Consider the following 13,936-nt stretch of genomic DNA (forward strand, 5'->3'; position numbering starts at 1 on the left):
GATTTCAGCAAGATATCACCAGATATAGGTGTGATAAGGAACTGAAATGATCGACGCACTCAAGCCGCTGGATATCAACACCGTGCACGCCTTTGTCCTGGTCGCCGATTTCGCCAGTTTCACCCGCGCGGCCCAGGCACTGGACACCTCGCAGGCAGCCATCAGCCTCAAGCTCAAGCGCCTGGAAGAACGCCTCGGTTATCGCCTGCTGGTTCGTACACCGCGGCATGTGCGGCTGTCGCCCCAGGGCGAGCAGTTCATCGTCGCCGCCCGCGCATTGCTCAATGCCCACGAACGGGCGTTGGGTGACATGGGCAATGGCGCCCCCCGACGGTTGGTGATCGGCATCAGCGACCACGTGGCCGGGCCGGACCTGCCACTGTGGCTCAGCCGCCTGGCCGCCTATGACCCGCTGGTGATCCTGGAGGTGCGGATCGCTTCGTCCCGCGACCTGGTGGCGGCGTTCGACCGCAACGAACTGGACGCGGTGATCGTGCGCAACGAAGGCGATCGCCAGGACGGTGAGGTATTGGTGGTGGAGCGCTTTGGCTGGTTCGCCGCGCCTACCTGGCAGCACACGCCCGGCACGCCCCTGCGCATGGCAACCATGGCCTCGCCCTGCGGCGTGCGACACCTGGCGGTGCGCGCGCTGGATGAGGCGCGGATTGACTGGACCGAAGTGTTTGTCGGCGGCGGCGTAATGGCGGTAGGTGCGGCAGTCAGCGCCGGCCTGGGTGTGGCGGCGCTGGCCCGGCGAGTGGCGCCGGCGGGCGCCGTGGACGTCAGCGAACAGTACGGATTACCGGCATTGCCCGTCAGTGAAATCGTGCTGCACAGCCGCATCAGCGACGGCCGCTCCCGCGAGACATTGCGGGCGTTGAGCGCAACCTTCAGAGGGGTTCTGGAGCGTTAGATTGCATCTGGGTATACCGCCCGCGCACGAACCGCTCCAGTTCATCGCCCGGCAGCGCCTTGCTGAAATACCAGCCCTGGATGATCAGCTCCGAGCCCGACTGCAAAAACGCCAGTTGCTCGGCGGTTTCCACGCCCTCCACCACCACCCCGAGGTTCAACGCCTCACAGAACCGCAGCATCCCGGTCAACACCTGGGCGCCCTTTGGATCATGCTGGGCGACCACGAAACTGCGATCGATCTTGATGAAATCTACGGGGAACTGGTGCAGGTAACTCAGCGCTGAAAATCCGGTGCCGAAGTCGTCGATATACACCTTGGCACCAATCGCCTGGAGCTTCTCGATCATCTGCCGCGTGCCCTGGATATCGCCCACCAGCGCATCCTCAGTGATCTCCACCGAAACCTGCCCGTGGGCCTGGGCCAGTATTTCCACCAGCCGATCACCATACGCCGGGGTAGTCAGCGTGGCGCTGGAGATATTGATCGTCATCGGCAAGGTAAACCCGACCTTCTGCCACTTCTGGTACTGGCGCACAGCCTGGGATGCCACCCACACATCCACGTCAGGCATCAACCTGGCATGGGCCAGCCATTGCAGGAACTCCCAGGGTGAATGCACCGTACCTTCGGCGTCCCGGGCCCGCATCAACGCTTCGCAACCGGTGCATAGCCCGGTCCGGGTGGAAATCTGCGGCTGGAATTCGAGGTAGAACTCGTAGTCGCTGATCTGCTGGATATGGCTCAACTCGCTGACCTGGCGCGCCTGGGCCTTGTGGGACGCCATCACCGGGTCCAGCTCCAGCAAGCGGCCTTTTTCTTCCAGGCCGCGAAAGGTCATGTCCAGCGACTTCAAATACACCGTGCCGCCCTCCGTGGCCTGGCGGTTGATCGCGCGCACATAGGGCGCATAGATCAGCATGCCAACCCCCAGCAACACCACCTGCAGCAACACTGCCGCAAGATCGCCGTGGGTGCTCAGGTAGGCGTTGAGCAACACCGGCGCGGTAAATGGCACGCTCACCACCGCAGGCGACACCCAGCCAATCTGCACCACCATCAACGCCAGTATCACGTTGAACGCCGGGACCACCAGAAAGGGAATGAACAGCCGCGGGTTAAGAATGATCGGCAAGCCAAACAACAGCACTTCACTGACATTGAACAACGACAGCGGCAGGCTCGCCATCGCCACCAATCGCATGGATCGGCTTTTGGAAAACAGCAGGATCGCCAGCAGCAGGCACAGGGCACCACCCGAACCGCCGATAAACGCGAAACTGCCCAGCAAGCCGCCATTCAGTAGATATTTGACTGGCTCGCCCGCGGCCACCGCCGCGTTATTTAGCCCGACCGCCTGGTCCAGCACATCAAAAAATGGCTGCATGGCGTAGACCCCATGGATCCCGAAAAACCACAGCAGCGAATTCATCAGGGTCACAAACAGGCCGCTGCCATAGGGCGTCTCCAGTGCATCGAGCACCTGCGGACCCTGAAGCTGCGCCACCTGCGGAATCTGCAACAGCAACGACAGCACGAGCACCAGCCCGAGCGCCGTGATCGCCCCCGGCACCACCATATTGAGGGTGCCCTTGAGGTTGTGTCCCACCAGGTCTTCGTTGATCAACCGCGTCCAGCGACGCCGATGCAGCCAGGCGATGGCGGGCACATTGATCAGCGGTGAGGCGATGGCGATGAACAACACGAAGGTCGCCGAGGCTCGGGGAAAATCCCGCAGCACAAACGTGGCGATCACTACATGGGCCAGGCACAGGAACGCTACCGGGAGTTGCGGTAGGCGGTGCTGGATCGCGAGCATGTAACCGATGGAGGCTGCCACCAGCAGCGGGATCACCGAGCTGATCTGGTTGTGCAACCCCGCCAGGAAGGCCACCACCTGAGGGTCGAAACCCAGCACTCGGGCGCATTCGGACAGGATCAGGAAACCGGCCGATACCAGCAGGCACGGCAGGATCCACAACAGCCCCTCGCGTATGGCCCGCAACGACTCGGTACTGGCGAGGGCCGCCAGCCGCTGGGTGAAGAAAAGCTTGAACAGCGTTTGCGCCATCACCTGTCCCTCGGTCCCTGATGCCAGGGTCGCAAAATAACACCTGGCTGTCGCCTTATCACGGGGTAACGCTACACGCCCTGACACCGCAAGCGAAAGGCTTTTGCCGCCCCTGGCGCATTTATTCAGAATCACCGCAGGGGCTTGCTGCTTGTCGATTGGCTCGGGTTGGCCCATCCTTTGGCGCACTGGTTGTCGTAAAAAACGACGCACCCCTCGAACGGACTCGACTGATGCTGCGATTCACTCCCCTCATGGCCTGTGCGCTGCTTGGGCTGACCAGCCCGTTGGCCGGCGCCGCCACCCCGACCTTCGCCGATGCCCAGGCCAGCGACCCGGCCAGGCTGCAATGGATGGTCGGCGCACCGCCGCCGGCCGACCGCACCGTACGCTTTGAAGACGGCAGCTATTTCCGCTTCCCGGCGATGCGCTGGAGTGTCGCCAACTTTCGCCAATTGATGCCCACGGTGAACGTCTCCCGCGGGCTCGGCGCACCGCTGGCATTGCCACGCAAACTCGACCCGGCACTCGATGCAATCCCCGTGCAGCCAGTGGGTGCAGCCCAGCCGCTGACCTGGCGCCAGGCCCTGGACGCCACCTACACCGATGGCATCGTGGTGATGCATCGCGGCACGGTGGTTTATGAGCGTTATTTCGGGGTGCTCAAGGAGGATGGGCAACACGCGGCCATGTCGGTCACCAAATCGGTGATCGGTACCCTGGGCGCGATGCTGGTGGCCGATGGCACCCTGGACCCACAGAAAAAGATCGTGGACTACGTGCCCGAACTCGGCCGTTCGGCCTTTGGCAGCGCCACCTTGCGCCAGGTGCTGGACATGACCACCGCCCTGGACTACAGCGAAGATTATGCCGACCCCAATGCCGAAGTCTGGGCCCACGCCCAGGCCGGCAACCCGCTGCCCAAACCCAAGGACTACACCGGGCCGCGCAGCTACTACGAGTTCCTGCAAACGGTTAAGCAGCGTGGCGAACACGGGCGTGCCTTCGGCTACAAGACCGTCAATACCGACGTACTCGGCTGGGTGATTGCCCGCGCGACCGGGCGCAACGTCGCGCAACTGCTCAGCGAACGCATCTGGAGTCGGCTTGGCGCCGAACAGGACGCCTACTTCACCGTCGACTCCATCGGCACACCCTTCGCCGGTGGCGGCCTGAACACCGGGCTGCGGGACCTGGCCCGGTTTGCCGAGATGCTGCGCAACGGCGGGCGCTTCAATGGCCAGCAGATCGTGCCCGAAAACGTGGTGACGGATATTCGCCAGGGCGGCGACAAGCAGGCGTTCGCCCAGGCCGGCTACGCTCAATTGAAGGGCTGGAGCTATCGCAACATGTGGTGGGTAACCCACAATCCCGACGGCGCCTTCATGGCCCGCGGGGTGCATGGCCAGAGCATCTACATCGACCCCAAGGCCGAAATGGTGATTGTTCGCTATGCCTCCCACCCGGTGGCCGGCAACGCCGCCAATGATGGGGTGACCTTGCCCGCCTATGCAGCCATGGCGGCTTTTTTAATGTCCAAGCCACACTGACCGTCTCTCTTACCGTGGAGTAAACCTTTGTCCCAACCCGGCGAAAACCACCAGCTAGCCCTGGACCGATTCTTGAGTGAACACCCGGCCCTGGCCGCGGAACTGAATACATTGAACCCCCTGGCGGCCCAGGCCAAAGGGGAAACCATGGAGCAGTACCGCGCCGAGCGCCTGCATGAAGCCTTCGAGGCAGAAGCCGAGCAACAGGGCTTGTTCGCCTGGGAACTGACGCTGAAATTGACGGCGCATTCCCCGGCGGAGTTCGAGGCGCAACGCCTTGAGGTGCACAAGGAGGTGGCGCAAATGGCAGGCCTGAGTTGGTTCGAGTATTGCCAGCTGCACGACTTGCCCGTCTAGAACCAGCGGCCCAGGCCCTTCCTGCGATCAGCGAGCACCGCGCGTAATTCATCAAGAGTAACGGCCCTGCGTTCAGGGTCAGCCGTCAACGCGGTACGCAATACAGGCCAGCAATGGCGAGGCAGTTGCCGGGGCCGGGCCGGCCTGTCACTGGCGTGGCGCCGGCCTTGTGCCAATTCGTACAACACACAGGCCACTGCATACAGGTCGGCGCTGGCCGACAGTGCTCCGCCAGCCAACAACTCCGGCGCGGCGTACGCGGGCGTCCAGGCATTGAAGCGGCTGCGACTCAAGCCTGGAGAACCCGCCGGGGCCTGTCCGCAAGCCTCGCCCAGACCGAAATCGAACAAGCGCAAGCCGTCGTCTCCCACCATGACATTGGCGGGTTTCACATCCCCGTGCAGCACACCCTGCTGATGGCTATGGCGCAACGCGTCGAGCAATTGCACGGCGATGCCTTGCAGCGCTTGCCAGGGTAAACCGCCGGGGCACTCCAGCAGCAACCGGTCCAGGGTCATGCCCTGGAGCAGTTCCATGGTAAAGAATGCGATCTGGCCGGGAGCATCCACTTCAAATGAATACACACGCACCACCTGCTCATGCCGCAGGCTGCGGGTCAGGGCAAACTCGTTGTACAGCAACACGTGGGCATCCGCAGATTCGCGAATGGCTTCGCCCAACACCTTGATCGCGACACTGGAACAGGGCTCGCCAAACTGTTCGTGCAGCAGGTCCCGCGCACGATAGACCACGCCCATGCCGCCTGCGCCCAACACGCGCTCGATCAGGTATCGCCCGGCCAGCAACTCGGGGGCTCCGTCGCGCGGTGGGTTTACCGGGGCCTTGGCAAAGGCAAAGTGGGTCAGGTCACGCATGACTGCACCACCACAGCGGTCAGGTTGTCGCCGGCCGTGCCGCGCAAGACACCTGCAAACAGCTGGTCCAGGACACGTTGCGGGTTTCCCTGGCTCAAGGCCTGGCCCAACTCAGAATGGCTAAGCGCCTGGTACAGGCCGTCGCTGCACAACAGAAACACATCCCCTGCCAAGGTACCGAGTTCCAGGACCTGCGGGCTCAGTGGTGCCCGCGAGCCGATGGCCCGGGTCAAGGCCCGTGCGTCTGGATGGGCCCTGGCCTGTTCCGGGCTCACCTGCTGGTCAATCAATTGCTCACACAGCGAATGGTCTCGCGACAGCTGGTACAGCGTCTGCCCGCGCCACAGATAGCAACGACTGTCACCGGCCCAGACACACGCAGCGCGATCGCCCTGAAGCAACAACGCCACGACCGTGCTTCCCATGATGGCCTCGGCGCCATGGGAGGCCAGCGTCAATTCATCGCCCAGCCGCCGGTTGAGCCATTGCAGGCAACGACGGGTCGCCTCGACGCGTTCATCCAGGCTGCCCTGGCCGGGCAATGACGCCAGGCCATCGACCACCAGCTGGCTGGCGATGTCCCCCGCCTGATGCCCGCCCATCCCGTCCGCCACGGCCCAGCAGCCCGTCCCGGGGCAATCGAGAAAGGCATCCTCGTTGCGTAAACGGACCTTTCCACGGTCTGTGCGACCGGCGCTGTGCCAGCGGTCGCGAGGTTGGCTCACAACTGCTCCGGCAGGCGAAAAGTTCGCCACTGCGCCATCTGAAATGGATTGGGGGTGCGTCGGCTGGTCAGCAGGTAGTTGGCGCGCAAGCCTGCCAGGTCAGCCTTGAGGATCAGCTCATCCTGCCCGCTGGAGGGTTCGTTCTGCATCAAGTCGAACAAGCGAAACAGGGACCAGGCCCCGGTATTTTTTTCGAGCCCCAACGCCCGCTCGCTGCCCCGCTCCAGCACCAGGCTGCTGCGACCATTCTCAGCCTCGGCTGGCCATTGCATCGCAATGGGGACAATCGGCCCGTGCCGGTACTCCATCTGCTGACCACCCAAACGCAAGACCGCGCGACTCACCGACGGGTCCAGGCTATAGGGCGCGAGCGTGAAACGAACCTGCAAGTCCCCCGGCTCATCCGCAAAAAAACCGCGCCTGATCACCTGCACCTTCGCCTGCTGGTCGAGCAACGCCCGAGACATCGGCAAGCTGCGCCCATCCAGGCTACGCAGCCTGTAGCGCCCGGAATCACCGCTGACAAAAGGCTTCAGATAGCTGTCAAAGAATCGCGCCATGATCCCCTCAGGCTTGAAAAACTCCTGGAAGTCGTTGAGGGAAACGTCGCTGCTGGCGTGGGCATTGAACGGGAAACGCAGCTTGATCGCCCTGCTGTAGAAACCATATACCTCGCTCTGATAACGCTGGTTCACATGCCGATAGGCCTGGTCGAGCATGAGGCGCCAATGCTCGTCGGCCAGGCTTTCGAACCAGCCCGCCAGCGGCAGCGGCAAACGAGCGGCCACGTTGCGCAGGTTACTCAGCGCATCCTGTTGCCCCTGGATCCGCCGCTTGACCATCTCGAACGCGACCGGCTCCGGCGCGCCTTCGCGATTCAAGCTCGCCAACTGCAGGTGCAAGTCGTTGAGCGCCTGTAACACGCCGGTCAACTCGGCCCCCGGGTTCTCCTGGCTGTCCAGCAACTGGTGCAAGGGCTCGAAGCGGCGCTGCATGGCTCGCCGTGCGCTGTCGGGCAAGGCATTGACCAGCCCGGCGGCGGTCGGCAACCGCTCTGCCGCAGGTCCAGGCAGCTTGGCAGCCAGCTCGTCGAGGCGCTCACTGGCCGACGGCAGGCGCGTGTGGTCACGAACCTGCTGCAACAACTGCAACAACGGCGACTGGGCCGACGTCAAGCTGGCGAGCTGTTCGGCGCCTTGCCTGGAGTTTTCAGTTTCACGCAGGCCAACCTGCCCAAGCGCCTCGCTCCAGGCATCGGCATACTCGCTGAAGTAGCGTTGTTCAAGCTCCACCATCAACCGTTGCAAATCCATGGCGCTCAGGTCGGCGCCCTCTCCCAGCACCCAGTTGTCCTGGACGATGGTGTTCACCAGCCGCGCGCCCTGCGCTTCAAAATGCCGCTGGTACGTGCGGGTATAAAACCCCGGAATGGAACGCTCGCCCCCCTCAAACACCCGCCCGTGTGCAAGGCGCAACGGTTCAAGGCCGCGAGCTTGTTCGCGCAGCACCCGGTACACCACGTCAACCAGCGATTCGCCGCGCAACACGTGGCGCGCGCGGGCCACCAGCTCGTCATCGAGCGGCTGCACGAACGGCTGCTCAAGCAAGCGCGCGAAATGTTCATTCAACCGGTTTTGCACGGAGGGCTCACCGGCAAACCGTACAGACCAATGCCCCGCCACCCGCTCACGCAGCCAGCCGACATCCCGCCGCTCCCGCAGGTTGAGCATCAGGTACGCCCGGAGGTTATCCAGCAGCCGCTCACGATCTTCCAGGCTGCCGCGAACTCGTTCCTGCAGCATCTCGCTGACCTGGGACAGCAACAGCCGCCCCAAGGCACGCTCGTAGGCCTGCTCCAGCACCGGACGGCTGATACTGCCCTGATACAACCCCATCCGCTCAACCAGCCGGGCTTCACCCGGCAAGGGGAAAATCCGCGTGGCCGCCAGGCGGCTGTCCAGCAGCGGCAGGAGTGCCTGGGTAGCGTCTGACCCAGGCTGCACGGGTGCGGGCTGTCGTGCCAGCGCCTGCAGTTGCTCCAGACGTTGATGATTGGAGGAGTAACTGTGGGTCCACAGCAAGCCCGCCGCCACGACGACCACTAGCGCGCCCAGGGCCAGCCCCCCCTGGTGCCGGCGGATTCGACGGCGTTCCTGGCTATCGAGGTCCGCCAGGTCGGCTTGCACCAGAATCACCCGGCTGAACAAGCCCTGGATAAAGTACGCACGTGGTTCAAGTGCCTGTGGGCCACCGTCGGCGCTGGTCAAGTAGAAACCACGAAAGCCGTTGGTGTGCTGATAACGCGGGCCGCAAAAAGCAACGTCGATATAGAGGCTCAGGCGCTCGCCAATCCGGGCCGCCTGATGGGGGAAGTCGAGCATCCGTCCGCGCAGATCACTGTTGCGTTCCTGGTGCAGGCGCTGCACAAGCTCACCGCTCAAGCGCTGCAGCAGTGCTTCAAACGCCTGTCGTACCTGGGCAATGCCAATACCCGCTTTGCCTGGGACGATAGATTCGCCCAACACCGCATCACTGCCTTCGCCCAACGGCCGGTCGAAGAACTCCGCAAACCCCGGCAGGCGGTCGGCCTGGGTCACCACCAGGTAGATCGGCACCTCCACATGCAACGTCCGGCGGATCTCCAGCAACCGACTCTGGACTGCCCGCGCCTCATTCTCCAGCTCACGCTCGCTGCCATGGAGCAATGTGTCCGTGGACAGCGCCACCACCACACCGTTGAGCGGGCGTGTCCGGCGCCGCACCTTGAGCAGCTCCAGCAGCGTCGACCAACCCGCGCCATCCACCTGGCTGTCAGGCTGGGTAAGGTAGCGGCCGGCGACGTCGAGCAACACGCCGTCCTCGGCGAAATGCCAGTCACAGTCCCGCGTGGCACCGCCCTGCGTCGCTACCGACGCGCCCTGATCCTGGAGCAACTGCAAGCCACTGGCGGCCAACATCCGGGACTTGCCACTGCCTTCCTTGCCGATCAGCAAATACCAGGGCAATGCATTACGCCAACGCGGGCTGCGTTCACCATAAATCCGGGAGTGTTTCAGGGTGTACAAAGCGTCCTTGAAGCGACCGCGCAGGTGCCGCTGCTCGTTTTCAATCTGGCTTTTGCGCGGGCGTGGCTCGCCGTCATCGACGGTTGATTGCCGGGCCATACTGCGCCAATTGGCATACACCATCGCCAGGCCCCACAACAAAAACAGCCCGCTGATTGTCAGCAAGCGCGATGCCGCCGCTTGCCAGAATCGATAGTCGTCGACAGCCAGCAGTGGCCCGAAGAACCACACGGTCATTGCGACCGCGAGCACCAGCAGCAGGCTCCAGACCCAAACCCTGCCCAGCACGGCGCCCGCGCTCCTGAAGAATGCGTTCATGCGTTGCTCCCTGCGTTAGAGCGGCGCCCGGAACATATCCGGCGCCACGAGTTGATACGGTTGCAACATCGCTTCACGCTGCTGGCCCAGCACCCAGGCAAATCCTGCATACAGGCTCAACAGGCTGGCGGCGACAAACACTGCAATCCAGGTGAGCGACACGACCCTCAGCCGTTTCCGGCGCGGCTGTTCCGGCCTGTGCGACGGCGCGCACGCCGCAGGCGTATCACCCCGCACATGCCGGATCTGCCGATACAGCGCGTCCCGAACCTGTTCAAGCTGCAACAACCCACGCTCCATGACCCGGTACTTGCCCTCAAACCCGAGGGACAGGCACAGGTACATCAACTCCAGCATCGCCAGGTGCTTGAAGGGGTCCCTCGACATGCGCTCAAGCAACTGGAAAAACTTCTCGCCGCCGAAGGTTTCGTTGTGAAAACTGCTCAGCAGGCTCATCTTCGACCAATCGCTCTGGCTGCCCCATGAGGTGGTGACCACTGCCTCGTCGATCACGCTGCACAGCACATACCGCGCCGCCATGACCTCGCTGGCCTGGGCCCCGTCATGCCGGGCCCGCGTCTCGAACAGCGTGACTGCCGCCGAGAGTCGTTCATTCAGGGCGCGCAGGCTTTCCTCGGCGGTACTGCGCTTGAGGCGGACCACCTCGGACAACAGCTCCCAGGCAGGCGCCACCAAACTGTTCAGGCCAATGTCGAAATGCTCCGCGCCCTGCAAGCGGGCCGCGTAGATCATCCGGTCTTCCAGTTGTTCGAAACGCGGCGGCGATGCGAAGTCGGTCATCGGTCCCTGCGCCGGTCCGCGTCCCTGTCGATCAAGCAGGACGGTTTTCTCGTCCTGCGGGTATTCCCTGTCCATGGTCTCAGTTCCTGATGGCCCAGAATTTCAGTTCCAGTTCGGCAAATTCACCGCTGACGTGGAAGGCAAATCCTCCCGACTGCTTCAACTGCTCAATGTCCCGGGCACCGAGTTCAAGCATGAAATAGGTGTTGGCGGCATGAAACGGTATCTGCCGGGGAGCCACCGGCAGCGGCTTGACCTTGATGCCCGCCAACTGCAGGTTGACCAACTCGCGAATCCGCTCCACAGGGCCGACCTTGAGGTGCGCCGGAAGCCGGTGTCGAAGCTCCTCGGCGTCACAATGGGCGCTGGCGGCCAGAATGAAGGTCGCCGAACCCAGCAGGTTGAGATCGCTCACCGGGCACACCAGCACCCCGTACTGGCGAGGCTGCAGCGCCAGCTCAATGGCATGCTGCTCAAGCACCATCGACAGCAGGCTGCGAATCGGCTCCATCAATCCACGAAAGCTGGCGCCCTGGTCGCTGTGCCGGTAATGCCCCTCGAAGTGCGCACGCTTGCTGTCGCTGGCAAACGTCGCGAGTTCACCCAGGATCGACAGCAATGTTCGATACAGCGTTTCAGGGCTGACCTGGCTCAGGCCCAGGTAGTGACGCAAGACCAGTTCGGTGCGATTGATCAATTGCAACATCAGGAAGTCGCCAACCTCCGCGCCGGCGGCGGTACCGTTGGCGCGAATCCGCTCGGCGATGGCATCCCCCCGGTAAGCGAGCAGGCTGATCACTTCCTTGAGGCAAGACAGCAGGTAGCCGGAGCCATGCAGGTGAATGAAGCTCGGGATAAAATCGGGGTCCAGGCTGACGCCCTCCTCGGTGCAACTGAGCACCTGGGCAACCTTGAGCTTCACGTAGTGCGGGTCGCTGTGTTGCTCCCCCAGCAACAGGCGAAAATCCAGCTGCCCGCAATTGACCTGACGACGAGCTTCTTCCCCGGCGTTGGAGTCGCTGACGTCTACCGCAAGAGTCTTGTAGCGCGCCAACACATCAATCTGCTCGGGTCGACGGGCTTCAACACAGTTACCTGTGGCCAGCGGCAAGGCCAGGTAGATCGACTGCTTCCCGGTATTTACCGGAACCTCCAGCACCAGCGACTCCATCGCGCCGCCCAGCTCGAACAGGCTGCCATCCGGCAATATGCCGCTGGCCTGGCTGATAACGACCTTGCCCATATTGAGGTATTGCACATCGATTTCCAGGGCCAGGAAGCCCCAGGCGTGACGGCACAACAGCTGGGTGCGGCGCGTGAGTTGCTGATCGTGGTACCGATCGTTTTGCTGGAAATGCTGAGGGCGCAGCAACATGCCTTCCTGCCAGATGACTTTTTGGCTGTACATGTCAGTCGCCCGCCTTCGCGGGTTGCGGGTTGACCAACCGAATGCCGGCCTGATCAAGGATCAGTTCAGCGCCGGTCAATCGCTGCGCGGTCACCGGCAACACATAGCGCCATTGCGAGTGAGGCAAATCACGGTACGCCGCCAGCACGCCGACATAACGACTGCCTGGCTCAAGACTGAGTTTGAGCGTGGAGTGATCGCCGGGGCGCAACTCCAGCTCTTCGAGGTTCACCAGGTCCTTGGGCAACGTGTGCTCGGCATGAGCATAAAGGCTGAAAAAGTCCGCATTTTCAAAAGCCACGGGGTGTCGAAGCTCCATCAGGTGCACCACGATCGGCGACGGGCGACCATGGAGATCAGGGTTGACCCGTTCGCTGGCGGTCAGTGTCAGGTCCAGCTTGGTCAACTTCGAAAAGGGCGACAGGGAGCAACCACCCAGCAAACCCATTACAGCGCACAACAATGCAACGGTGACTCGGGACATGAAGATCATCCTGGATAACGGTGAAGGGTTGAGATCAGACGAATCTGTTCCTCGTACGCCTTGGCGAAGTCGCTGCCCAGCAGGCGCTCGCTCAAGTGCTCGTCCTCGATCAGTGCCTGGTAATGGCGCTGGTACGCGCGCCAGCGGGCGCCACACCGGGGAATCAGCGGCGGCCTTGCCTGGCGTTCGAAGCACAGCAGCAAATGGCCGGGCGCAAAGGCTGCCAGAGCGCCGCGTACTGCCGCGCGGCAGGCCGCCAGCAAGGCCACCTCGTGAGCCTGCATGTCGCGGTACGCCCGCATGACAAGCATCTCGGCGGAAACCTGCCCCAGCTGCCCGACACCCAGCAGCGACCCCAAGGCCGCACTGGCGTCTGCGCTGTCTCTAAGTGGGTTGGGGCTTTGGAGCGGCGTCTGGGTGAGTGCCAGTTTCAGCTCTTGCCTGAGCTCGTTACGGGTGCCCAGGCTCTGTTGCAACCCTTCAGTCATTTGCCGGAGCAAGCTCGCGGCCTTGATCGCCAGGACTTCTCTTGCCGACTCATCGAGGTCGCCCAGATCAATACCGAGTGCCTGCGCAAACCCCAACCAGAATGGCCCTGAGCCGTGACCTGGAACGGGCGATTGCGGACTTGGGGCAACCTGGCGCGCAGGCTTCACAAGCTCGGGAACCGTCAGGTGATCCCGGTCCGCCGCCGCGTGGTCCGTCCAGCGCAATGTCTCGTAGGTGGTCATGTTCAGGGCCGCCAGCTCTTGCGACCCGTCCTCGCGCTGCAGTTCGCTGGCCAGTGCCCGCAGTGGGTCCAGCTCAAGGAATGCATCATCGGGAATCAGCCTGTGTAATCCGTCCTGGCCCTGTCCCAGCGGTGGGCTGACCAGTCGTGCGCGAATACTCAGCGGCCCCAGCTGAAATACCGCGCCGTCATCTATCGGTTGCTGCTGCCCCTCATGCAGACGCTCACTGCTGCCTGCCAGGCGGGTTCCATTGCTGCTGATATCCGTCAGGAAATACCGGCCGTCACGATAACTGATCACCGCGTGACGACCGGAAACCTGGCGACTGGTGTCAGGCAGGGTCCAGTCGCAACCGGCCCCCCGGCCGATGACGCCCCCCACTCCGTCAAAGACTTTGCGCAGCGCCGGCGCGGACTCTGCTGGCTCCGCAGGGCACACCTCAAACACTAGCTGCATGGCAGGACTCCTCCGCGCTCACAGGCCACGACCGGTGGACCGCGGATCACCCAGCGGACGGTAGTCATCGTCGTCAAAGACATGATTGGTGTTACAGCCACTCAGCAAAAACAACACAAGCACCAGGGCTTGCCACTGACTAACAGGCATCAGGTATCTCCCGGAATTGAAAGGGTGTGCCA

General features: G+C 62.9%; 12 protein-coding genes. 3 read left to right on the top strand and 9 right to left on the bottom strand.

Going from position 1 to position 13,936, the window contains the following annotated elements; genetic code table 11:
* The first annotated feature begins 46 nt into the window (after window positions 1-46).
* A complete protein-coding gene (locus HX821_RS15600; protein WP_177036002.1) occupies window positions 47-913 on the top strand; it encodes a LysR family transcriptional regulator in 867 nt (288 codons plus the stop codon).
* On the opposite strand, the gene HX821_RS15605 is transcribed toward HX821_RS15600, so the two are convergent.
* Window positions 891-2,984, bottom strand: a complete 2,094-nt coding sequence (locus HX821_RS15605) for an EAL domain-containing protein (protein ID WP_102604784.1) — start codon at window positions 2,982-2,984, stop codon at window positions 891-893. The two genes, HX821_RS15600 and HX821_RS15605, sit on opposite strands and share 23 nt — an antisense overlap.
* 254 nt (window positions 2,985-3,238) lie before the next feature.
* Here HX821_RS15605 and HX821_RS15610 point away from each other — a divergent pair, with 254 nt between their 5' ends.
* Both HX821_RS15610 and HX821_RS15615 read left to right on the top strand, forming a co-directional pair.
* Window positions 3,239-4,534, top strand: coding sequence for a serine hydrolase domain-containing protein (locus tag HX821_RS15610; RefSeq protein WP_371316162.1), 1,296 nt, complete (start codon window positions 3,239-3,241; stop codon window positions 4,532-4,534).
* 27 nt (window positions 4,535-4,561) lie between these two features.
* Complete coding sequence (locus HX821_RS15615; RefSeq protein WP_087694170.1) at window positions 4,562-4,891, top strand: DUF6388 family protein; 330 nt, start codon at window positions 4,562-4,564, stop codon at window positions 4,889-4,891.
* On the opposite strand, the gene HX821_RS15620 is transcribed toward HX821_RS15615, so the two are convergent.
* Genes HX821_RS15620 through HX821_RS15655 form a run of 8 tightly spaced genes read right to left on the bottom strand, consistent with a single transcriptional unit; the run spans window position 4,888 to window position 13,904 of the window.
* Window positions 4,888-5,766: a serine/threonine-protein kinase gene (locus HX821_RS15620; protein WP_177036004.1), complete on the bottom strand. Its 879-nt coding sequence runs from the start codon at window positions 5,764-5,766 to the stop codon at window positions 4,888-4,890. The two genes, HX821_RS15615 and HX821_RS15620, sit on opposite strands and share 4 nt — an antisense overlap.
* The gene (locus HX821_RS15625) at window positions 5,754-6,491 is read right to left on the bottom strand and encodes a PP2C family serine/threonine-protein phosphatase (protein ID WP_177036005.1); all 738 of its coding nucleotides are present in this window, start codon (window positions 6,489-6,491) and stop codon (window positions 5,754-5,756) included. Before HX821_RS15625 ends, HX821_RS15620 begins: the two co-directional genes overlap by 13 nt.
* A complete protein-coding gene (tssM, locus tag HX821_RS15630) occupies window positions 6,488-9,874 on the bottom strand; it encodes a type VI secretion system membrane subunit TssM (protein WP_177036006.1) in 3,387 nt (1,128 codons plus the stop codon). The genes HX821_RS15625 and tssM overlap by 4 nt, the downstream gene beginning before the upstream one ends.
* A 15-nt stretch (window positions 9,875-9,889) precedes the next feature.
* Window positions 9,890-10,750: a type IVB secretion system protein IcmH/DotU gene (gene icmH, locus HX821_RS15635; protein ID WP_177036007.1), complete on the bottom strand. Its 861-nt coding sequence runs from the start codon at window positions 10,748-10,750 to the stop codon at window positions 9,890-9,892.
* A 4-nt stretch (window positions 10,751-10,754) separates the two neighbouring features.
* A complete protein-coding gene (tssK, locus tag HX821_RS15640; RefSeq protein WP_134326852.1) occupies window positions 10,755-12,083 on the bottom strand; it encodes a type VI secretion system baseplate subunit TssK in 1,329 nt (442 codons plus the stop codon).
* A 1-nt stretch (window position 12,084) separates the two neighbouring features.
* Window positions 12,085-12,567, bottom strand: a complete 483-nt coding sequence (gene tssJ / locus HX821_RS15645; protein WP_023658927.1) for a type VI secretion system lipoprotein TssJ — start codon at window positions 12,565-12,567, stop codon at window positions 12,085-12,087.
* Window positions 12,568-12,572: 5 nt separating this feature from the next.
* The gene (gene tagH, locus HX821_RS15650; RefSeq protein WP_177036008.1) at window positions 12,573-13,754 is read right to left on the bottom strand and encodes a type VI secretion system-associated FHA domain protein TagH; all 1,182 of its coding nucleotides are present in this window, start codon (window positions 13,752-13,754) and stop codon (window positions 12,573-12,575) included.
* An 18-nt stretch (window positions 13,755-13,772) separates the two neighbouring features.
* Window positions 13,773-13,904: a hypothetical protein gene (locus HX821_RS15655; protein WP_003208049.1), complete on the bottom strand. Its 132-nt coding sequence runs from the start codon at window positions 13,902-13,904 to the stop codon at window positions 13,773-13,775.
* Window positions 13,905-13,936: the final 32 nt, after the last annotated feature.

It is taken from the genome of Pseudomonas sp. B6001, assembly GCF_013386015.1.
In the GTDB taxonomy this organism is placed as follows: Bacteria; Pseudomonadota; Gammaproteobacteria; order Pseudomonadales; family Pseudomonadaceae; genus Aquipseudomonas.